The 20,659-nt window shown below is 67.2% G+C and carries 19 protein-coding genes; 7 read left to right on the top strand and 12 right to left on the bottom strand.

Features of this window, described 5'->3' with window-relative positions:
- Window positions 1-838: branched-chain amino acid ABC transporter permease (locus V5F77_RS18775; protein WP_429006861.1), on the bottom strand; the 838-nt coding region annotated here is incomplete at its 3' end.
- A gap of 93 nt (window positions 839-931) precedes the next feature.
- Window positions 932-2,071 (bottom strand): ABC transporter substrate-binding protein, encoded by a 1,140-nt coding sequence (locus V5F77_RS18770; RefSeq protein ID WP_429006860.1) that lies wholly within the window; start codon window positions 2,069-2,071, stop codon window positions 932-934.
- Between the two features lie 170 nt (window positions 2,072-2,241).
- On the opposite strand from V5F77_RS18770, the gene V5F77_RS18765 reads away from it, so the two are divergent.
- Together V5F77_RS18765 and V5F77_RS18760 are read left to right on the top strand one after the other, a co-directional pair.
- The gene (locus V5F77_RS18765; RefSeq protein WP_429006859.1) at window positions 2,242-2,910 is read left to right on the top strand and encodes a GntR family transcriptional regulator; all 669 of its coding nucleotides are present in this window, start codon (window positions 2,242-2,244) and stop codon (window positions 2,908-2,910) included.
- A gap of 68 nt (window positions 2,911-2,978) precedes the next feature.
- On the top strand, window positions 2,979-3,167 hold the full coding sequence (locus V5F77_RS18760) for a DUF3008 family protein (protein ID WP_429006858.1): 189 nt from the start codon (window positions 2,979-2,981) through the stop codon (window positions 3,165-3,167).
- Between the two features lie 34 nt (window positions 3,168-3,201).
- Here V5F77_RS18760 and V5F77_RS18755 read toward each other — a convergent pair whose 3' ends face one another.
- On the bottom strand, window positions 3,202-3,456 hold the full coding sequence (locus V5F77_RS18755; RefSeq protein WP_429006857.1) for an Ada metal-binding domain-containing protein: 255 nt from the start codon (window positions 3,454-3,456) through the stop codon (window positions 3,202-3,204).
- 138 nt (window positions 3,457-3,594) lie between these two features.
- On the opposite strand from V5F77_RS18755, the gene V5F77_RS18750 reads away from it, so the two are divergent.
- Together V5F77_RS18750 and V5F77_RS18745 are read left to right on the top strand one after the other, a co-directional pair.
- Window positions 3,595-4,521, top strand: coding sequence for an ABC transporter ATP-binding protein (locus tag V5F77_RS18750; protein WP_429006856.1), 927 nt, complete (start codon window positions 3,595-3,597; stop codon window positions 4,519-4,521).
- Window positions 4,518-5,279 (top strand): ABC transporter permease, encoded by a 762-nt coding sequence (locus V5F77_RS18745; protein WP_429006855.1) that lies wholly within the window; start codon window positions 4,518-4,520, stop codon window positions 5,277-5,279. Before V5F77_RS18750 ends, V5F77_RS18745 begins: the two co-directional genes overlap by 4 nt.
- Window positions 5,280-5,304: 25 nt before the next feature.
- Here V5F77_RS18745 and V5F77_RS18740 read toward each other — a convergent pair whose 3' ends face one another.
- Window positions 5,305-6,171, bottom strand: coding sequence for a LysR substrate-binding domain-containing protein (locus tag V5F77_RS18740; protein ID WP_429006854.1), 867 nt, complete (start codon window positions 6,169-6,171; stop codon window positions 5,305-5,307).
- Window positions 6,172-6,321: 150 nt separating this feature from the next.
- Between V5F77_RS18740 and V5F77_RS18735 the strand changes: the two genes are divergently transcribed.
- Complete coding sequence (locus V5F77_RS18735) at window positions 6,322-7,218, top strand: DMT family transporter (protein ID WP_429006853.1); 897 nt, start codon at window positions 6,322-6,324, stop codon at window positions 7,216-7,218.
- A gap of 43 nt (window positions 7,219-7,261) precedes the next feature.
- On the opposite strand, the gene V5F77_RS18730 is transcribed toward V5F77_RS18735, so the two are convergent.
- Window positions 7,262-8,026 carry an RluA family pseudouridine synthase gene (locus V5F77_RS18730; RefSeq protein ID WP_429006852.1) on the bottom strand — a complete coding sequence of 255 codons (765 nt, stop codon included), beginning with the start codon at window positions 8,024-8,026 and terminating at the stop codon, window positions 7,262-7,264.
- A gap of 191 nt (window positions 8,027-8,217) precedes the next feature.
- Between V5F77_RS18730 and V5F77_RS18725 the strand changes: the two genes are divergently transcribed.
- Window positions 8,218-8,736 carry a hypothetical protein gene (locus V5F77_RS18725; RefSeq protein WP_429006851.1) on the top strand — a complete coding sequence of 173 codons (519 nt, stop codon included), beginning with the start codon at window positions 8,218-8,220 and terminating at the stop codon, window positions 8,734-8,736.
- A gap of 124 nt (window positions 8,737-8,860) precedes the next feature.
- On the opposite strand, the gene V5F77_RS18720 is transcribed toward V5F77_RS18725, so the two are convergent.
- The 4 genes from V5F77_RS18720 to V5F77_RS18705 form a co-directional block, all read right to left on the bottom strand.
- Window positions 8,861-11,530, bottom strand: coding sequence for a bifunctional acetate--CoA ligase family protein/GNAT family N-acetyltransferase (locus V5F77_RS18720; RefSeq protein WP_429006850.1), 2,670 nt, complete (start codon window positions 11,528-11,530; stop codon window positions 8,861-8,863).
- A 189-nt stretch (window positions 11,531-11,719) separates the two neighbouring features.
- Window positions 11,720-12,127 carry a response regulator transcription factor gene (locus V5F77_RS18715; protein ID WP_429006849.1) on the bottom strand — a complete coding sequence of 136 codons (408 nt, stop codon included), beginning with the start codon at window positions 12,125-12,127 and terminating at the stop codon, window positions 11,720-11,722.
- A 145-nt stretch (window positions 12,128-12,272) separates the two neighbouring features.
- Window positions 12,273-12,911, bottom strand: coding sequence for a response regulator FixJ (gene fixJ, locus V5F77_RS18710; protein ID WP_429006848.1), 639 nt, complete (start codon window positions 12,909-12,911; stop codon window positions 12,273-12,275).
- Window positions 12,904-14,433, bottom strand: a complete 1,530-nt coding sequence (locus tag V5F77_RS18705; RefSeq protein WP_449317023.1) for a sensor histidine kinase — start codon at window positions 14,431-14,433, stop codon at window positions 12,904-12,906. Before V5F77_RS18705 ends, fixJ begins: the two co-directional genes overlap by 8 nt.
- Window positions 14,434-14,694: 261 nt before the next feature.
- Between V5F77_RS18705 and V5F77_RS18700 the strand changes: the two genes are divergently transcribed.
- Window positions 14,695-15,405 carry a helix-turn-helix domain-containing protein gene (locus tag V5F77_RS18700; RefSeq protein WP_429006847.1) on the top strand — a complete coding sequence of 237 codons (711 nt, stop codon included), beginning with the start codon at window positions 14,695-14,697 and terminating at the stop codon, window positions 15,403-15,405.
- Window positions 15,406-15,727: 322 nt separating this feature from the next.
- Here V5F77_RS18700 and hemN read toward each other — a convergent pair whose 3' ends face one another.
- The 3 genes from hemN to V5F77_RS18685 form a co-directional block, all read right to left on the bottom strand.
- Window positions 15,728-17,095, bottom strand: a complete 1,368-nt coding sequence (gene hemN / locus V5F77_RS18695) for an oxygen-independent coproporphyrinogen III oxidase (protein ID WP_429006846.1) — start codon at window positions 17,093-17,095, stop codon at window positions 15,728-15,730.
- 168 nt (window positions 17,096-17,263) lie between these two features.
- The gene (gene purH, locus V5F77_RS18690) at window positions 17,264-18,853 is read right to left on the bottom strand and encodes a bifunctional phosphoribosylaminoimidazolecarboxamide formyltransferase/IMP cyclohydrolase (RefSeq protein ID WP_429006845.1); all 1,590 of its coding nucleotides are present in this window, start codon (window positions 18,851-18,853) and stop codon (window positions 17,264-17,266) included.
- Window positions 18,854-18,907: 54 nt separating this feature from the next.
- Window positions 18,908-20,659 carry a heparinase II/III family protein gene (locus tag V5F77_RS18685; protein ID WP_429006844.1) on the bottom strand — a complete coding sequence of 584 codons (1,752 nt, stop codon included), beginning with the start codon at window positions 20,657-20,659 and terminating at the stop codon, window positions 18,908-18,910.

Genomic DNA, 20,659 nt, shown 5'->3' with positions numbered 1-20,659 from the left:
GGGGGCGGACCAGCAGGACTGCGAGCAGCATCAGGAACGCGAAGGCGTCCTTGTAGGGAACCGAGATGTAGGCGGCGCCCAGCGTCTCCACGATGCCGATCAGCAGGCCGCCGAAGATCGCGCCGGGGATCGAGCCGAAGCCGCCGATGATGTTGGCGGCGAATGCCTTCAGCGCGATCAGCGGGCCGATGCCGACCGACACGAACAGGATCGGCGCCACCAGGATGCCGGCGAGGCCGCCGAGCGCGGCGCTATAGGCGAAGGTGCCGAGGATCATGGCGATGACTGGAATGCCCAGCAGGCTGGCCATTTCCTTGTCCTGCGAGGTGGCCTGCAGCTTCTTGCCGACCATGGTCTTCTCGAACACCAGATACTGCAGCGTCACCAGCGCGATGGTGACCGCGATGATGGAGAGATATTGGGTGTCCATGAAGATGTTGCCCACCAGGAAGCCGCCGCCGTCGAACAGGCCGGGCAGCACCTGCGGGCTCGGCCCGTAGGTGGCGAGGATCAGGTTCGACAGCAGGATGGTGGCGCCGATGGTGGAGATGATGACCGGGATCTGTCCCCGGTCGCGCAGCGGCCAATAGGTGATGCCGGCGAAGATCACGCCGAACACCGCCATCAGCACCACCGCCCCGATGAGGGCGATGGGATAGGGCACGCCGAAGCCGGCGAACAGGATCACCATGAAATAGGCGCCGAGCATGGAGAACTCGCCCTGCGCGAAGTTCACCACATTGGCGGAGCGGATGAGCAGGACGAAGCCGAGGGCGACCATGGCATAGATGCTGCCGATGCCGATCCCGGTAAATAGAAGCTGAGGAAGCAAGCTCATCGCCGATCCTGTGCGCGAGAGGGCGTAAGACATCCCGCGCCGGGCAAGCCTCAAGGGGCCGGCCCGGCGCAGGGTGCGAAAGCGATCAGGCGATCACTTGTCGAAGGCGATGTGGCGGTCGAAGACGATCTTGCCGTTCTCGTTCTTGACGATGTTGTAGCCGCGCAGGCCATCGCCATTTTCGTCGAAGTTGTAGGTGCCTTCGGTGCCCGGGAAATCCTTGATGGCGAGGATCGCCTCGCGGATCTTGGCGGGATCGGTGCTGCCGGCCTTCTTGATGGCTTCCGCCAGCAGGAGCACGGAATCATAGGTCCAGGCCGAGGTATAGTCAGGCGCGCGGCCGACCTTCTTGGAGAATTCCTCGAAATAGGCCTTGGCGAGCGGGTTGGCGTCGGCGTTGAAGTCGGCGACCGCATAGGTGCCATAGAGCGCCGGGCCGGCGAGCTGCATGGCGGTGGTGGAGGCGACCGAGGCCGAGCCGACCCAGGTGGCCGTCACGCCGAACTGCTTGAGCTGGCGGGCGAGCACCGCCACGTCGTTCTCGAACGGCGTATAGGTGGCGATGATGTCGGCGCCCGACTGGCGCACGGCGAGCACCACCGGGGTCAGGTCGGCCTGGCCGTTGTTGAAGCCCTGCACCAGCACCGGCTCGACGCCGAGACCCTTGAGCTGCTCGATCAGCGCCTTGGCCCCGTTGGAGCCGAACGCGTCGGTGGAATGGAGCACCGCCCACTTCTTCTTCTTCAGCTGGTTGACGCCGAAATCGGCGATCACCTTGGCGGAATAGATGTCATTGGGGCGGGCGCGGAACAGCCAGGGATTGCCGGAATGGGTCAGAGTGGGATCGGTGCCGCCGAAGAACACGGGAATGCCGGCCTTCTTGGCATCGCCCGAAATGGCGTTCACCTGGGTGGAGCGCACCGAGGAAAGCACGGCGGCGAGGTCGCCACGGCTGGTCAGGCGGGAAAAGGCGAGCACGATGCCGGGATTGGTGGTCTGGTCGTCCTCGATGACCAATTCGAACTTCTTGCCGAGCACACCGCCGGCGGCGTTCACCTTCTCGACACCCAGCTTGGCGCCTTCGGTCTGGAGGTGGCCGATTTCGGCGGCCGGGCCGGTGAGCGGCGCCGTCACGCCGATCTTGATGGTCTCTTGGGCCGAAGCGGCGCCGAAGGACCCCAGCAGGGCAGCGGCAGAAAGCAGGCCGATGGCCGTGCGGCGAGACAGCTCCATGATACGTCTCCCTTAAATCCGATCCGATTTGATATCGGAATTGATGGAGGCGAACATGGCTGCTAGAATTTCCTTGAGTCAAGGGGCGAGGCGTCCTCAATCGGACATTTCGTTGACTTTTTTATGATTATTGAGAGAACCACTTCTCTCAGACCATGGCTGGGCGCCAGATGAGCAGTACCTACCAGATTTCCAAGCCCATTCGCTTGGGCAGTGAAGTCTATGACATCCTGCTCAAGAAGTTGATGTCTCTTGAAATACAGCCAGGCGAGCGGATCGGCGTCGATCGTCTGGCACGGGAGCTTGGCGTTTCACAGACGCCGATCCGCGAGGCGCTCAGTCAGCTTGAAGTTCAGGGCCTTGTGGTGAAGGTCCATCTCTCCGGTTACCGCGCGGCGTCGCAATTGACCCGCAAGCAATTCGACAATCTGTGCGAATTGCGCCTGCTGATCGAGCCGCCGGCGGCGGCCAAGGCGGCTGCGCTCATGTCGGCGGAAGAATTGCTGGGGATTTCCGCCCTTGCGGCCCGTATGCGCGAGCCGACGCCGGAGGATCCGCAATCCGCCTACAGCGCGTTCGCGCAGGAGGACGCCCGGTTTCACGCGGCGATCGCCAAGGCGAGCCAGAACGACCTGCTGCACGACATCATCACCCAGCAGCGGGTGCATCTGCACCTGTTCCGCCTGCGCTTCTATGCCCGCGTCACCCAGGACGCGATCATCGAGCATGCGCGGATCCTGGAGGCCTTCGCGCTCCGCGACGCCGAGGCGGCGGCCGCCGCGATGCGGGTGCATATCGAGAACGCCCACGCGCGCTTCAAGAATGTCTTCGAGGACTAAAGCCTCCGAGTGAACCTTCCGCCGCCGCCGGTGTTTCCCTTCGCGGGGGAGCACGCAGCGAGGAACCCATGCCCGCAAAATCCAAGGCTCAGCAGATGGCGGCCGGCGCCGCCCTTTCCGCCAAGCGCGGCGATACCAAGAAAAGCGAACTCAAAGGTGCCTCCCGCTCCATGGCCGAATCCATGAGCGAAAAGGAGCTGGAAAAGATGGCGGCCACCAAACGCAAGGGCAAGCCGGAGCACGTCTCCAAATCCTGAAGCCCCATCGATATTCACCGGCGCTGCACGCGCGCTAGGACTTCGGCTCCGGCCCCGCACGCGGCCGGCAGCGCAGGCACGCGCGCAAGCCGGCGTCTTCGGCTTCGGCCCAATCGGCATGGAAGGTCACGTTCTCCCGTCGCGCCGGGCGGGATGGGCAGGACGGCCGGCAATAAATTCCGGTGGTGCGCACGCCATAGACGAAGGCGCCGTCCTGGGTGCGGTCGCGCGTCTGGACCGCGTGCCACAGGGCGCCGGCACCATCGCGGCTGAAGTCTTCGATCGGCATCGGATGCTCCGGGGCAGGTGTTTCCTAGCCTTCGATACGGCTTGCGCAGCTGGTGCGCAGCCCGCTTTGGACGGACCCGGCGCGCGTTCACGACCTTGCGATATCGACCGCGCCCCGGTCCCGCGCTATACCCCGCCCATGCAGCCGATCCTCTCCATCAGCGCTCTCTCCAAAACCTATGCGTCCGGCCACATCGCCCTCAAGGACGTCTCCCTCGATATCCGGCGCGGCGAGATCTTCGCCTTGCTGGGGCCCAACGGGGCCGGCAAGACGACGCTCATCTCGATCGTCTGCGGCATCGTTAATCCCAGCGGCGGCACGGTGACCGTGGACGGCGCCGACATCATCACGGACTATCGCGCGGCCCGCTCCCAGATCGGGCTGGTGCCGCAGGAACTGACCACCGATGCCTTCGAGACCGTATGGGCGACGGTGAGCTTCAGCCGTGGCCTGTTCGGCAAGAAGCGAAATCCCGCCCATATCGAGAAGGTGCTGCGCGACCTCTCCCTGTGGGACAAGAAAGACAGCAAGATCATGACGCTGTCCGGCGGCATGAAGCGCCGGGTGCTGATCGCCAAGGCGCTGTCCCACGAGCCGCGCATCCTGTTCCTGGACGAGCCGACCGCGGGTGTCGATGTGGAGCTGCGGCGCGACATGTGGCGGGTGATGCGCGAATTGCGCGCCTCCGGCGTCACCATCATCCTCACCACCCATTACCTGGAAGAAGCCGAGGAAATGGCGGACCGGGTCGGCGTCATCCGCAAGGGCGAGCTGATCCTAGTGGAGGAGAAGCGCACGCTGATGCGCAAGCTCGGCAAGAAGCAGCTGACGCTGCAGCTCACCGCCCCGCTCGATGTGATCCCCGCCGGGCTCGCGGCCCATCAGCTGGCGCTTTCCGCCGACCGCACGGAGCTGATCTATACCTATGAGACCGATGGGGCGCGTTCCGGCATCGCCGACCTGCTGCGCGACCTCGCCGGTGCGGGCATCGCCTTCAAGGACCTGCACACGCAGCAGAGTTCGCTTGAGGACATCTTCGTCAGCCTGATGAGGGACGCGCAATGAACGTTCATGCCATCCGCGCGATCTACATCTTCGAGATGGCCCGCACCGCGCGCACGCTGCTGCAGAGCATCGTCTCGCCGGTGCTCTCCACCTCGCTCTATTTCGTCGTGTTCGGCTCGGCGATCGGCTCGCATATGGCTGAGATCGGCGGGGTCAGCTATGGCGCCTTCATCGTGCCCGGCTTGATCATGCTGGGCCTGCTGACGCAGAGCATTTCCAACGCCTCGTTCGGCATCTATTTCCCGCGTTTCGTCGGCACCATCTACGAGCTGCTCTCGGCGCCGGTCTCGGCGGTGGAGATCGTGATCGCCTATGTGGGTGCGGCGGCCTCCAAATCCATCATGCTCGGGCTCATCACGCTCGGCACGGCCGCGCTGTTCGTCGACCTGCACATCGCCCATCCTCTGTGGATGCTGGCTTTCCTGGTGCTGACGGCGGTGACCTTCTCCCTGTTCGGGTTCGTCATCGGCATCTGGGCCGATAATTTCGAGAAGCTGCAGATGGTGCCGCTGCTGATCATCACGCCGCTGACCTTTCTCGGCGGGAGCTTCTATTCCATCGACATGCTGCCGCCGTTCTGGCGCACCGTCACTTTGTTCAATCCCGTGGTGTATCTGGTCAGCGGCTTCCGCTGGAGCTTCTTCGGCGTTTCCGACGTGGGGGTGGAGATCAGCCTCGCCATGACGTTGCTGTTCTTCGCCCTGTGCCTCGGCACCGTCATGTGGATGTTCAAGACCGGCTATCGCCTCAAGAGCTGAGCCCCGCTCTCCGGCCGCCGCCTTCTCAGGCGGCGAGTTCCGCCGGGGCGCCGGCGGCGCAGAAGCGCGCGAGCAAAGCGGCAAGGTCGCGCGCGGCCTCTTCCGCCTGGGGTGCGAGGCACAGCGCCAGTTCGCCGTCCGGTACCTCGGGCAGCCCCTCGGCCGGGCCGAGGATGCGGTGGGTGGGCAAAAGGTTGCGCCGCTCCAGCAGGGCAATTCCAAGCCCGCCGGCCAGTGCCGCCTGGAGGCCCATGAGGTTGGGGCTCTCATAGGCGATGCGCCAGGAGAGCCCGGCCGCCTCCAGCGCATGGATGGCGCGGTTGCGATAGATGCAGCCCTGGGGAAACGCCACCAGGGGGACCGGATCGTGCGGGGTCACGGGGTGATTGGCGGCGCTGATCCACACCAGATGCTCGGGCCACACCGCCAAGGCCTCCCCCCCGCCGGGCTCGCGCTTCAGCAAGGCAACGTCGAGGTCGCCGCGCGCGAGATCGGCGGCAAGCGTCCGCGACAGGCCGCAGCACACATGAAGCCGCACGTCCGGGCGGGCGCGCGCGAACGCCGCGACCGTGCGGGTCAGCGGAACCAAGGCGAAATCATCGGGAATGCCGACCCGCACGGTCGCTTGCGGCGCGTCCTGGCGCAGGGCGGCCTTGGCCTCGGCGCTCAGCGCCAGGATGCGGCGGGCATAGCCGATCAGCCGCTCGCCTTCCTCCGTCAGCCGCACGCCGCGCCCCTCGCGATGGAGCAGCGCGCACCCCGCCGCCTCTTCCAGCCGCCGGATCTGCTGGCTGACCGTGGATTGGGTGCGATGGACGCGCGCACCGGCGCGGGTGAAGCCGCCGGCATCCACCACGCTGACGAAGGCCCGCAGAAGATCAAGGTCCAGCATCGGTGTCGACCCATTCGAATTTCGACTAATAGACATCATGACATTTAATTTTTCAATGGGTATGCGTGCCGTTAAGACAATCAGGCGAAGCGCGCCTCCGGTCGCGCCCAGGATTGCCGCTTCCAGATCGCCGCTTCAGGATCGCCGCCCATGAAACCGACCGCCGCCCCGATCTCCGCCGCTTCTGCGCCGGCCGCCGCGACCCCGGCGCTGGTCGCCCTGTTCTGCGTGCTGTGGAGTTCGGCCTTCGTCTCGGCGAAGATCGCCGTGGTGGATTGTCCGCCGCTGCTGCTGCTCTCTGCGCGGTTTCTGCTGGCGGGGGCGATCCTGCTCACGGGCTGCGCGCTCACCGGCCGGCTGAAGCCGATCCCGCGCGGCGAGCTGGCGATGCTCGCGGTCTCGGGCATGCTGAACAATGCGATCTATCTCGGTTTCAGCTTCGTCGGCATGGTCACCGTCTCCTCGGGCTTCGCCGCCGTGATCATCAGCGCCAACCCGCTGCTCGTGGCGTTTCTCGCCGGGCCGGTGCTGGGCGAACATCTCACTCGCCGCAAGTTGCTGGGGCTGGTTCTCGGCCTCGCGGGCGTCGCCGTGGTGCTGCGCTCGCGCATCGCCGGCGGGCATGAGGATGTGGTGGGCACGCTCTTCATCTTCGCGGCCCTGATCGCGCTCTCGGCGGGAACGCTGGTCTACAAGCGGGTGCGCACCTCCGCCGATCTGTTCATGGCGAGCGGGGTGCAGAGCCTGGCCGGGGGGCTCGCGCTGCTGCCCGTCGCCCTGGCCACGGAGAGCATGAGCGCGGTGCACCTGACCCCCGCGCTGGTGGGATCGTTCGTCTATATGGTGCTGGCGGTCTCCATCGGCGGATACAGCCTGTGGTATTTCATCCTCGGCCGCGCCAGCGCCACCGAGGCGAGCGCGCTGCACTTCCTCATGCCGCCGCTCGGGCTGCTGTTCGGCTGGCTGCTGCTGGGCGAGCACGTGCCGCTGCTCGATCTCGCCGGCATCGTGCCGATCGCGCTCGGCATCCGCCTCGTGACGCGCTGAGCGTCACGAGAGAAGGGAAGCGGGCCGAGCCTCGGGCCTTGGTTCAGGCGAAGGCGGCGTCGGCCCTGGCGCCAATCTCTTCAGGATCGATCCCGAGCGCCTGGAGCGTCGCCACCATATGCGCGGGCAAGGGCGCGCTTACGTCCAGCTTGGGCCCGTTCTTCGCCACTTGCAGCACGATGCGGCGCGCATGCAAATGCAGCATCGGCCCGCCCGGCAGGCGCGAGGCGCCGCCATAAATGGCATCGCCCAGAATCGGGAAGCCAAGGTTGGAGAGATGGGCGCGCAATTGGTGGGTGCGCCCGGTGAGGGGCGAGAGGGCGAGCACGCTCAGGCCCTCGCCGCGATGGAGCACGCGCCAGTCGGTGATGGAATCGAGCGCGCCGGGCGATCCCTTCGGCACCGCCTGCATCCACCAGCCGCGATTGGGCGAGCGCTTGGCCAAGGGCTGGTCGATGCGGCCGGCGTCCGCGTCCGGGGCGCCCTTGGTGAGCGCCACATAGGTCTTGTCCACCTGTCCGGTCGCAAACAATTTATTCAGCAACGCCAGCGCCTTGGCATGGCGGCCAAGAACGAGGCAGCCGGACGTGTCCTTGTCGAGCCGGTGCGCCAGCTCGGGCGCGCGCGGCAGGCCGAAGCGCAGGCCGTCGAGATGGTCGTGCAGCGTCTCTCCGCCCTTGGGTCCGGGATGCACCGGCAGGCCCGCCGGCTTGTCCAGCACCAGCACCATGCCGTCGCGGTGCAGCGCGCGGGCGGCGAGGGGCGAAGCTGTCTCGGGATGCGCGTCGGGCGCGGCGGCGGGTTTCATCGGCGGTGTGTCTTGAACCAGGAAGAGCGGATGCAAACCGCATAGCACGATTTCGCCCGCGCCGACGCAAACCTGCCGCGATGCAATAAAACTTGCGCGATTCAAGGTGGTTAGCTGTTGCAGCTCGTCATGACTGCGCCGCGTGGCCATGCCAAGGTGCGCCCTACAGGTTCACGAAAGGAGTTTCGGCCATGGCCCATACGAGAAAGAACGAACGCCGCGTGCTGTCGGATTCCGAGCTGGAATTCGTCGACAAGGCCCGCCACCCCGCGCTCGCCGAGATGGCCCATGCCGACCTTCACGCGCTGATCGGCCATCTGCGCGAGCGGCGGGACCGGGCGCAGAGCATCGCCAACGGCCAGCGGCGCGCGCTGCGCGGCAAGGGGCCGGGCGAGGTGCGCTACGACAAGGCCGATCTCGGCAATCGCCAGAAAGCCTCGGTGCTGACCGACGCGCTCACCCGCGCGCGCCGCGAGATGACCCGCCGCAACGACCGGGCCGCGCGCGAGGAATTGATCGCCAATGCGCGTCATGCCCTGGCGATGAAGCAGGCGGCGGGCGGCTCGCACCATCCCGACGGCGGCCCTACCGCCAACGAAGGCATGCGCGCGAAATCGCGCAAGCGGGTGGATTCGCTCTCCCGTCCCGCCGAAGCCGGCCGCGTGACCAAGTTCGTCGCCACCGCGCAGGCGAAGAAGGACAATCGCTGAGGTTCTCCGCCGCGGCTTTTTCCACCGGTGGAAAACGCGCCCCGCCCTGCCGCATGCGGCGGGGCGGGGATCGTCTCATGCCAACGGCCCCGGGCTTCGAACCGGTGCCGGGAGGCCGTTGCTCTCAGTCCTTGAGATCCAGTTCCACGCGCATGACGGTGTAATCCTCGCCCGCCTTGGCGACGAAGCCGAGATCCTGCGCCATGTGCATCATGGCCTGGTTCTCGCGCAGGACGTCGCCATAGATCATTTTCAGCCCCCGCTGGCGGCCATAGGCGATGATCTCGTTCATCAGCCGGTAGCCGAGCCCGCGCCCCTTCATGTCCGAGCGCACCATGATGGCGTATTCGGCGGTCTCGTTGTCGGGATCGGCGATGATGCGCACCACGCCGAGGAACGCGCCGGCCTTGTCCACCGCCACCAGCGCCATCTCGCGGTCGTAGTCGATCTGCGAGAGGCGCGCCGCCAGCAGGTGGGGGAAGTCCTTCAGCGAGCCCAGGAACCGCATGCGCACGTCGCGCGGGTCGGAGCGGCGCACGATGTCGACGATGCCCGGCTCGTCCTCCGGCCGGATCGGCCGCAGGTCCAGCACCAGCCCGTCGGCCAGTTCGATCTCCCGCACCAGGCTGGTGGGGAAGGGCTTGATGGCGAAGCGCTCGGTGCCGACCCCCTTGGTGGGATGCACGACGATGCGGGCGTCGAGCGCCAATACTCCGTGCTCGTCGGCGAGCAGGGGGTTGATGTCCAGTTCCGCGATCTGCGGCAGGTCGCTCAGCAGGTCGGAAATCTTCACCAAAGTCGCCGCCACCGCGTCGATGTCCGTCGGCGGATGGTCGCGATAGCCGGCCAGCAGCCGGGCCACCCGCGTCCGCTCGATCATTTCCAAAGCCAGCACGCCGTTGAGCGGCGGCAGGGCGACGGCGCGGTCGCCGATCACCTCCACCGCCAGCCCGCCCTGGCCGAACAGCACCACCGGGCCGAAGGTGGCGTCGTTGGCGATGCCGGCGATCAATTCCTGCGCATTGGGCCGGCGGATCATGGGCTGGACCGTGAAGCCCGCCACCCGGGCACCGGGCATGCGCGCTTCCAGGGTTGCCAGCATGTCGCGCGCCGCCTCCTCCACCGCCTTCGGCCCGTGCAGGTCGAGCCGCACGCCGCCGACATCGCTCTTGTGCAGGATGTCGTGGGACAGGATCTTCAGCACCAGCGCGCCGCCCATCTCGGCGGCGATGCGGCCGGCGTCGGCGGGATCGCTGGCGATGCGGGTCTCGACCACCGGGATGTCATAGGCGGCGAGCACCGCCTTGGCCTCGAACTCGCTCAGGGTGGAGCGGCCCTCCTGGATCACCGCGCGAATCACCTCCGCCGCCTTCTCGCGGTCCGGCTCGTCGAAGGAGCGGGCGGGCGGGGTTTCCATCAGCAGGGTCTGGTTGCGCTGGTAGGAGACCAGATGGGCGAACGCCCGCACCGCCTCGTCGGGGGTCTCGTAGGTGGGGATGCGCTGGGCGGTGAAGCGACGGCGGGCGTCCGCGACCGCGCTCTCGCCCATCCAGCAGGTTAGAACCGGCGCGCGCGGCCGCAGGGCGAGCGCCGAGATCACCGCATCCGCCGCCTGGCCGCTGTCGGCCACCGCATTGGGGCTGTTGAGCACCAGCGTCGCGTCGGTGCCCTCGTTCTCCATCAGGAGCGTGAGGGCGTCGGCATAGCGCTTGCCGTCGGCATCGGCGCCGATGTTCACCGGATTGGTGTGCGACCAGGTGCGCGGCAGGGCGGCGTCGAGTTTTCCAAAGGTCTTGGGATCGAGCGTGCCGAGGGTGCCGGGCATGTCCTCCAGCGTATCGGTGGCGATGATACCGGCCCCCGCGCTATTGGTGAGCACGCCCACCCGATCTCCCTTGAGGCGGATGCCGGAGGAGAGGGTGGAGACCGCCTCGAACAATTCGCGCAATTCGTGCACCCGCAGCATGCCGGCGCGGCGGAAGGCGGCGTCATAGACCATGTCGGAGCCGGCCAGCACCCCGGTGTGGGAGAGCGCGGCGCGCGCGCCCGCCTCGCTGCGGCCAGCCTTGATGACGATCACCGGCTTGGAGCGCGCGGCGATGCGCCCCGCCGACATGAATTTGCGCGCGTCCGTGAGGCATTCCACATAGAGCAGGATGGCGCGGGTGGAATTGTCGAGGGCGAGATAGTCCAGCAGATCGCCGAAATCCACGTCCAGCTTTTCGCCCAGCGAGATCACGTGGGAGAAGCCGAGCCCGCGCGCATGGGCCCAGTCCAGCACGGCGGTGGCCATGGCGCCGGACTGGCTGACGAAGGCGATATGGCCGCGCGCCGGCATGAGGTGGGCGAAGCTGGCATTGATGCGCGGCCCGGTGGAGATGAAGCCGAGGCTGTTCGGCCCGATGATCCGCAGCAGGTGCGGCTTGGCCGCGTCCAGCACCTGCTGGCGCAGGGCGGGATCATAGACGCCGTCGTCCACGTCGTAGCCGGCGGTGACGATGATCGCGGCCCGGCAGCCCTTGGCGCCGAGATCGGCGATCGCCTGCGGCACCTTGCTGGGCGGGGCGACGATCACGGCGAGGTCCACCGCGATCGGCAGCGCCTCGATGCTGGGATAGTTCAGCGAGGAGCGGATCGCCCGCTCACCTGCCTTCACCGTGAGGATCGGGCCGTTGAACCCGGCTTCGAACAGATTGCGCGCGATCACCGTGCCGATCGAGCCGGCCCGGCTGCTGGCGCCCACCAGGGCGATGGCGGACGGCATGAACAGGGCGTCGAGATTGCGCATCGTCATGGGCGGGACCTTCGGCAGGAACTCGGACAGAGCGATGGGAACGCGCGTCGATCATGACTTATTCCGGCGACGATCGGGAGACCGCTTTCTTGAAGTCATGTCTGCCGGGCAGGCGGGCGGGCAAGCGGGCGGGCATCTCCGGCCTCCCGGCGTGTGGCCAGGGCGTGGCGAACGAAACGCGTGGGAACGCTAAACGCCGCGGGCGAGGCTCGCGTGGACGGCATCGCTCAGGGCATTGCTCAGCAAGGGTTTTTCGATGATCGAAACGCCGGCGGCGAAGGCCCGGCGGCGGACATTGGCGGGCGGATTGGTGGTGATGAGGATGGCGGGGAGGGAGACGTGGCGGGCCTTGAGCTGGTTCAGCAGTTCCAGGCCGTCCTGGCCGGGCAGATAATAATCGACCACGATGCAGCCGTGCAGCGGCAAATCGGCGGACAGGATCTCCGCCGGCGCGGCGAAGGTGCGCACGTCGAAGCCTTCCAGCTCCAGAGCGAACTTCAGCGAGCTGCGGATTGCCGGGTCGTCGTCCACGAGCAGAACCACATTGCCGGGCACTGTCCGAACGTTCTGGTCTTCAACGCCCATAAACACCGCCATGTGCCTTTTTCACGTGCCTCTTCATGCAATTCCGTCAGCTCGCGCGACGGATCCCCGAACCCAGCACTGTCGGTGTGGTGAAGTATTTAGGTGTGGCCGCCCGAGGGCCTTGAGATAGATCAACGCGGCATCATCCCGTGCCGCGTCAGTCCGTCAGCCCGTCAATCCCGGCCAGCAGCGCCATGCGCACCAGTTCGGAGAGGCTGGCGGCCTTCATTTTGGTCATCACATTGGCGCGATAGACTTCGACCGTGCGCGGGCTGATGCCGAGGTCATGGGCGATGACCTTGTTGGCACGGCCCACCAGCAGCAGCTCCAGCACTTGGCGTTCCCGCTGGGAGAGGGCGGCGATGCGCTCCTCCACGTCGCTGCGCGCCGCGTCCTGGTGCTGCGACAGGGCGGCCTGGCTCAGGCAGGCGCGCACGGAGGCGAGCAGGGCATCGTCGTCGAACGGCTTTTCCAGGAAATCCGCAGCCCCAAGCTTCATCGCCTCCACCGCCAGCGGCACGTCACCATGGCCGGTGACCACGATCACCGGGATCTTCGAGCCGAGAGTATTGAGGAATTGCAGCAGTTCGACCCCGCTGAGGCCGGGCATGCGCACGTCGGTGATGATGCAGCCGGCGGTGGCGGGAATGCCGCCGTCGATGAAGGCACCGGCCGAGGCGTGCATGAGGACCGGCAGTCCGGCGCTTTCCAGCAGGAAGCACAGGGAATCGCGGACCGCATCGTCATCGTCGATGACGTGGATGGGCAGGGTGTCGGGCGGAAAGGTCTCAGCCATTGCCCATGGCCTCCTCTTGCACGGCGCGCAGGGTGAAACGGAAAATGGTGCCGCCCTCCGGATTGGACTCGGCCCAGATGCGACCGCCATGGGCTTCGATGATGGTGCGCGAAATGGACAGGCCTACGCCCATTCCGTGCTGCTTGGTGGTGATGAATGGCATGAACAATTGGTCGGCGATTTCCTTGGAGATGCCATGCCCGGTATCGGACACCGAAATCGTCACCATGTCGTCCTCTTCCGGGGTGGTCTGCACGACGAGGAAGCGGCGCTGCGCTTCCATCATCGCTTCCATGCCGTTGCGAATCAGATTGAGCAAGACCTGCTGCACCTGCACCTTGTCGGCAAGCACGAGGTCGCAGGAAGGATCGAACCGGAATCGCACCTCGATGCCATATTCCTTCGCCCCCACCAGCGCGAGGGCGCTGGCCTCCTCCACCAGCTTGGAGAGGCTCTCCACCCGTCGCTCGCTTTCCCCGCGTGAGACAAAATCGCGCAGCCGCCGAATAATGTATCCGGCGCGCAGGGCCTGCTCGGCCGCCTTGTCGAGCGCGCCCAGCAATTGAGGCAGGTGCTGCGAACCATTCAGTTCCAGCAGGCGGCGGCAGCCCTTGATGTAATTGGCAATGGCCGAAAGTGGCTGGTTCAGCTCGTGCGCGAGGCTCGAAGCCATTTCGCCCATGGCGGTGAGGCGCGAAATGTGGACCAGTTCGGCCTGCAGTTCCTGCAGCCGCGCCTCGGTTTCCTGGCGCTCGGTGAGGTCGCGGATGAAGCCGGTAAAGAAGCGCCCGGAGCCGGAGCGCATCTCCCCCACCGACAATTCCATCGGGAAGGTGGAGCCGTTCTTGCGCAGCCCCGCGACCACGCGGCCGATGCCGATGATGCGGCGTTCTCCGGTATTCAGGTAGCGTGCGAGATAGGAATCATGCGCCCCCCGATGCGGCTGGGGCATCAGCACCGAGACGTTGCGGCCGATGGCCTCCGGGGCGGTATAGCCGAACAGGCGTTCGGCGGCGCTGGAGAAGGATTGCATGATCCCGCGCTCGTCGATCACCACCATGGCGTCCGGCACGGTATCGAGGATGGAGGAAAGATGCGCCTCGCGCGCCAGCAGGGCGCGGTCGCGGGCGGCGGCGTCGAGCTTGGTGCGGCGGAGCCGTTCGCCCAGCACGCCAATGGCGATGCCCAGGGCGGCGAACAAGGCGGCGGGCCCCGCCACGTTCGGCGCGGGCGCGTCGCCGGTCCAGGCCAGCGCGACCTGCGCGCCGAGCGCGATCGCCAACGCGGACAGGCTTGCGACAGGGCCGCGCGCGCTCACGAGTGCCACCGCGATGCTGCATGCCAGCAGGGCCATGACCCCCAAGGGCGGCCACCCCACCAGGTCGCCGGCCACGACCGCGACCATGGCGGCGAAGGCCCCGATGAACAGGTTGGTCAGGGCATCGCCGGTGAAGCTCGCCATCTGGCCGCCGGCGTTCCGGGCCGGGGCCACTTCGGGCTGGGTCTCGTCCTGGCTCATCATCGCCACCGTTCCGCCTGCCTCTTCCGTGCCCGCTTCCTGCGCGCGCGGCCTTCGTAATCTGCGAAGGGGTGCCGCGCCGCCATCTCGATCCCGGTACGAAGAAGCACCGTCCGCAGGCTACAGCCCTGGCTTGCCCCGCACTGTGGCGCACTCTTGGCCTCCGGGATATCCCTTATGGATTGGTACTTAAGGATTCGATCCGAATTTATTGATCGAGAGCAAAGACCTAAGCCTATGTCGAACCTTTTGGAGGCCCGTTCGATGCCCGCAACTGCCGCAACCGCCGCCGCCGCCGCCGCGAACCACGCCTTTCCCGCCCCGATGGCTGTCGTCATGCGTGAAGAGGATGACACCCGCACCCCCGCCGTAGCCGTAGCGCGCATGGGCACCGTGGTCACCTTCGCCCGCAACGCCGAAATCTTCGGCGAGGACGAAGCCGCCGATCACGTCTATGTGGTGCTCTCTGGCGTGGTGCGAATCTGCAAGCTCCTGGGCGATGGACGCCGCCAGATCGAGACCTTCTGCCTGAAGGGCGACGCCTTCGGCTGGGAGACCGGCCTCCGCAACCGTTTCTCCGCCGAGGCGGTGAGCGAATGCCGGCTCGCACGGGTCAAGCGCAATTTGCTCTTCAGCCGCGCCACCGACGACAGCGACCTTGCCCGCGCCATCTGGAACCTCACCTTCACCGAGCTGCACCGCGCCCAGGATCATCTGCTGCTGCTGGGTCGCAAGACCGCGCAGGAGCGGGTCGCGACCTTCCTGCTGGATCTCGCCCGCCGCTCCAACCCGGCGGACACCAGCGAAGTGCACCTGCCCATGTCGCGCCAGGACATTGCCGATTACCTCGGCCTGACCATCGAGACGGTCTCGCGCACCCTGACCCAGCTTGAGGGCGCCGCGACCATCTCGCTGCCCTCCTCGCGCTGCATCGTCCTGCGCGACCGCTCGGCCCTGCGGCGCCTCGACAGCTGATGCCGAAGGGGTTCCCCACGGCCAAGCCGCCACGTTCCCCACTACCACGTTCCCCGCGGCTCCCTCGCGCCGCAGGGAATGGAATAAATGCCTTCTTCCCCGGGCGCGTCCCGGCGATCTGCGCCGCCCTGGGGCTCGGACTTCGCCGGTCCTGCGCCCGGTAGCGTCGACCGGATGGCCGGGACACGCGCGGGGAAGAGAGCAAGCGTCCAGGTGAGAGCAAGCGCCGAGGCGAAGCGCGCCGCGATGCGTCGCGCCACGCCCCCAGGCGCGGGCCAGCCCACCGGCCGGAAATATCCACGCAATCATTCTTGTGCAGCCCTTACACCGCCGCCGCGTGCCGGCGCGGAGCTGGCGCGTCCTGCTGTGGCGGGGCGAGATAGGCGTCGAACACGGCGCAGACCGTACGCGTGAACGCCCGCGCCGCCTCGGGTACCCGCACCTTGGCGCCGTCCCGCTCCGCCAGCCCGTCCGCAATCAGCGGGGCGAGGGCTGAAAGTTCCTCGGCGAAATAGCCGGCATCGATCGCGTGCCGCGCGCAGACCGCATCGAGATCGACCGCGAGGTCGCACATGAGCCGCTCGATCACCTCGCGCCGCAGGCGATCCTCCGCGCTCAGCGCGCGGCCGCGCGCCACCGGCAGTTCCCCGCGCGCCACCGCCCGATGCCATTGCGGCGTCGCCGGAAGATTCTGCACATAACCTTGCGGCAGGGCGCCAATGGAGGAGGGGCCAAAGCCCAGAAGAACCGGCGCGTCGTCGGTGGTATAGCCCTGGAAATTGCGCTTCAGCGTCCCGGCCTGCGCGTGGCGTGCCATGGCATCGTCGGGCCGCGCGAAATGATCGAGGCCGATGGAGACATAGCCGGCCGCGTTCAACAGGCGGGCGATGGTCTCGGCCTGGTCCAACCGCTCCGCCGGCCCCGGCAGGGCCGATTCGGGGATGAGCGCCTGATGCTTCTTCATCCAGGGCACATGGGCATAGCCGAACACCGCGATCCGGCTCGGCTCCAGCGCCAGCGCCTCGTGCAGCGTGCGCGTCACCGAGGCGACGCTCTGGTGGGGCAGGCCGTAAATCAGATCGAGATTGATCGCCGTGATGCCGGCCCGCCGCAAAGCGTCCGCCACGGCGGCGGTCTCGGCGAAGCTCTGGCGGCGGCCGATGGCCTCCTGCACCTTGGGGTCGAAATCCTGCACCCCGAGGCTCGCCCGGTTGATGCCGGCGGCAGCGAGCGTATCCACCTTCGCCTGATCCATGACGCGCGGGTCGATCTCGATGGCGATCTCGGCATCGCCGCGCACGGCGAAGCGTTCGCCGAGCAGCGCCATGATGCGGGCGAAGTCGGGGTTGCTCAGCATGGTCGGCGTGCCGCCGCCCCAGTGCAGGTGCCCGACCGCGAGCCGGGTCGGCAGGCGGGCCGCGACCAGGTCGATCTCCTCGATCAGCCGGCTGGCATAGGCGACCAGCGGCGTCGCCCCCCGCGCCACCGTGGTGTGGCAACCGCAATAGAGGCACAGCTCGGCGCAGAACGGCACGTGCAGGTAGAGCGAGGCGGTCGCATCCGCCGGCACCGCCGCCAGCCATCCGGCATAGGTGGCGGCATCGACCTCGGGGCCGAAATGGGGCGCGGTGGGATAGGAGGTGTAGCGCGGTACCGGGCGGCCGGCGCGGGCAAGCAGGTCTGCATTCATGACCCGCGAAATGTGCCGGAGTACGACGTCAATCGCCTTGATTCAGCGCAAGCCGCAGCCTTTGCCGACAGCCGAAGAACATTATCTGAAGAACAAGGCGGAATTTCACGAAATCCGCCTTGAAATTGGGATTATTCCTGCCGAAACGGCATGTTCTTCCGCGCGCCCTCAGTGCTTGAAATGCCGCACGCCGGTGAACACCATGGCGAGGCCGGCGGCATCGGCTGCGGCGATCACCTCGGCATCGCGCATCGATCCGCCCGGCTGGATGACTGCCGTCGCGCCCGCCTCGACGGCCGCTAACAGCCCGTCCGCAAAGGGGAAAAAGGCGTCGGAGGCGACCACAGAGCCCTTCGTCAGGGGCACCGCAAGCCCGGCCGCCTCGGCGGCATCCTGGGCTTTGCGAGCGGCGATGCGGGCGGAATCCACCCGGCTCATCTGGCCGGCCCCGATGCCCACCGTGGCGAGATCCTTGGCATAGATAATCGTGTTTGATTTCACATGCTTAGCCACGCGGAAGGCGAACCGCATGTCGGTCAGCTCGGCCTCGGTCGGCTCCCGCCGGGTGACGACCTTGAGGTCGAGATCGTCGACCGAAGCATTGTCCCGGCTCTGCACCAGCAGCCCGCCCGCGACGGTGCGCACATTGAGGCCGGGGCTGCGCGGATCGGGCAGGCCGCCGGTCAGCAGCAGGCGCAGATTCTTCTTTGAAGCTATGAGGTTAATCGCTTCCTCGGTGGCGTCCGGGGCGACGATCACCTCGGTGAAGATCTCCACCATCGCCCGCGCCGCCTCGGCATCCAGGGTCCGGTTGACGGCGATGATGCCGCCGAATGCCGAGACCGGATCGCACGCCAGCGCCTTGGCATAGGCCTCCGCCAGCGACCCCCCCTCGGCCACGCCGCAAGGATTGGCATGCTTGACGATCACCACCGCCGCGGTGCGGGCGGGATGGAATTCGGCGACGCACTCAAAAGCCGCGTCGGTGTCGTTAATATTGTTGAACGACAATTGCTTACCCTGCACCTGCCGGGCCGTGGCGACGCCCGCGCGCAGCTCGGAAGTGGCATAGAAGGCGGCCGTCTGGTGGGGGTTCTCGCCATAGCGCAGGGCCTCGATCAGCTTGCCGCCGATCGCGCGATAGCTGGGCGCCTCCGCCTTCACCTCGACCGCGAACCAGTTGGAGATGGCCGCGTCATAGGCGGCGGTCCGGGCATAGGCGGTCTGCGCCAGCTTGCGCCGCAGGGCCAGGGTGGTGCCGCCATGCAGCTCGATCTCGGCAAGCACGGCGGAATAGTCGGCGACATCCACCACCACCGCCACGTCATTGTGATTCTTGGCCGCGCCGCGGATCAAAGCGGGGCCGCCAATATCAATGTTCTCAATGGTTTCATCGAAATTCGCGCCACGCGCCACGGTGGCCTCGAACGGGTAGAGATTAACCACCACGAGATCGATGGGCGGGATTCCGTGCTCGGCCATGGAGGCCTGATGACCGGAATCGGTGCGGATCGCCAGGATGCCGCCATGGACGCGGGGATGCAGGGTTTTCACCCGTCCGTCCATCATCTCGGGGTAGCCGGTGAGTTCGGCCACATCCATCACCGCAAGTCCGGCGTCCGCCAGGGCCTTGGCGGTGCCGCCGGTGGAGACGAGCGCGACGCCCTTTTTCACCAAAGCGGTGGCGAAGGGGATCAAGCCCGCTTTGTCGGACACCGAGATCAGGGCACGGGTGACGGGGCGCACATCGGCGGGCATGGGAGAACTCCGGATCTGAATTGCGCTCGCCCTATCACGGCGAGCCGGTCTTCGTCACCGGGTGCGGGCGGAAGAGCTGCCCCCCGCCGGAAGCGGGGGCTGGCGCTCGCGGGTCCGCACCAGGGTCCAGAGCACCCGGCCGGTCTCGGCGAGCGAGCCCGAGATCACCAGCTGGACAGTGCGGCGCGGGCCGTCCGGGGCCGCGAGATAGATGCTCTCTTCCAGGATAATGCTTTGATTTGGCGTGAGGAACGCCCAGGCTTCCCCGCCCGGCAGCGCCAGCAAGACTGTGCTTGGGTCATCCAGCCGCTCGACGACCACGGCGGGATGGAGATGGAAGCGGATCGCGAACGCGGTGGCAGGCAGGGCCGCCGGCGCGCCCTCCGCCGGTTTGAACAAATCCTCGCCGTCGAGGCGCGCGCCACCGCTCGCGAGGCGGAATGAGCGCTGGTGGACGATGCCGAAGGGGGCGGCATAGCCGTCGTGGCTCGCCCGCAGCATCAAGGCATCATCCCGCTTTCCCCGCTGCACGGGCACCGCGGTCGGTCCTGAGACGATGGGGAAGCCGACTTGCCGGCCGAGCCACTGCCACTGCAGGAATCGGGCCGAGGAGGTATCGCCGATCACCGCCGTGGAATGAGCGGCGGTCGCCCGTGCCGCTTGCCACCACATCTCGCGATTGATGGCGGTCATGCCGCAATTGACGAAGATGCGGTTGCGGCCGCTGGAGAATTCGAACGCCAGGCAGCTGGCATGCGCCTCCCAGCCGGCGGCGAGCGGCGGGGCGATGCCGGTGTCGGCGATCAACACCGTGCCCTTGGCATCGAGCCGCTGGAAGCCGGAATGCGGGGCATTCGCCACCGGCGCGCCGCGCGCATCGTCATAGGCGAGGATGGTGGCCAATTGGTCGGCGGCGGTATGGCCCATGCCGTGGAAATGGGCGAAGGCGCCGTCTCCGTGGCGGAAGAAGCGCAGCATGGGCATCATGCGGTCGATGGCGTTCATCAGCGCCTGGGGGGCCGGCTGGTTGCGCGCCGCAAAGGCATGGCGGAGCGGCAGGAGGTCCAGCAGCAGGGCGATGAGGCTGTCGGGATTGCGGGTGATGATGCCGCCGTCGGGCAGGATCTGGCGGTCCAGCTCCTCCTCCAGGCGGCGTTGGGACACCTTCAGCAGCCGGCTCTGGTCCGACATGCACAGGCCGGCGAAGACCAGGGCGATGGTGGCGATCAGCCGGGGATAGCCGTCCGGGGCGGCGATCGCGCTGCGCCGCAGGTGGCGCACCTGCCGGGCGAGGCTGCGCATGAAGCGACGGTAGAATTCGTGGTCGGCGTCCTGGAGGATGAACGGCGCCTGGGTCAGCCAGGAGATGATGCGCCGGGCGGTCACCTCCGGCTCGGCGGCGATGGCGCGGGCCTCTCCGGGATTGCGGATCCAGTCGCCGACGATGGCGCGGGCATTGGCGCGCGCGATGGTGGTGCTGGCGGCGCGCAGATGGCGCAGCCAGCCGAAGCCGTGCAGCGTTTGCGCCCATTCGCGCGAGGGCGGCTCCAGCTCGAACGGGGTGCGCCCGTCGAGCAGGGCGATCTTGCCGGCAAAGGCGAATCGGCCGGCGTAGATTTCGCTGGCGCGGGTGGCATCGCCGGTCCGCCGGTCCTGGGGAGCGATGAGCAGACGCTCGGGCACCGGAATGCTCACCCGGCCGAGCGACAACGGCAGGCCGGGCAGGCGCGCCATGAACATGCGCCAGCCCTGCCCCGCCACGAAGGCCGCGAGGCGCATGCGTTCTGCCAGGGCTGCGCGGCTCAT

The organism is Roseixanthobacter psychrophilus (genome assembly GCF_043195195.1).
In the GTDB taxonomy this organism is placed as follows: domain Bacteria; phylum Pseudomonadota; class Alphaproteobacteria; order Rhizobiales; family Xanthobacteraceae; genus NCEH01.
The sequence above is the reverse complement of the archived record's forward strand: the minus strand, read 5'-3'. Positions and strand labels throughout refer to the sequence as shown.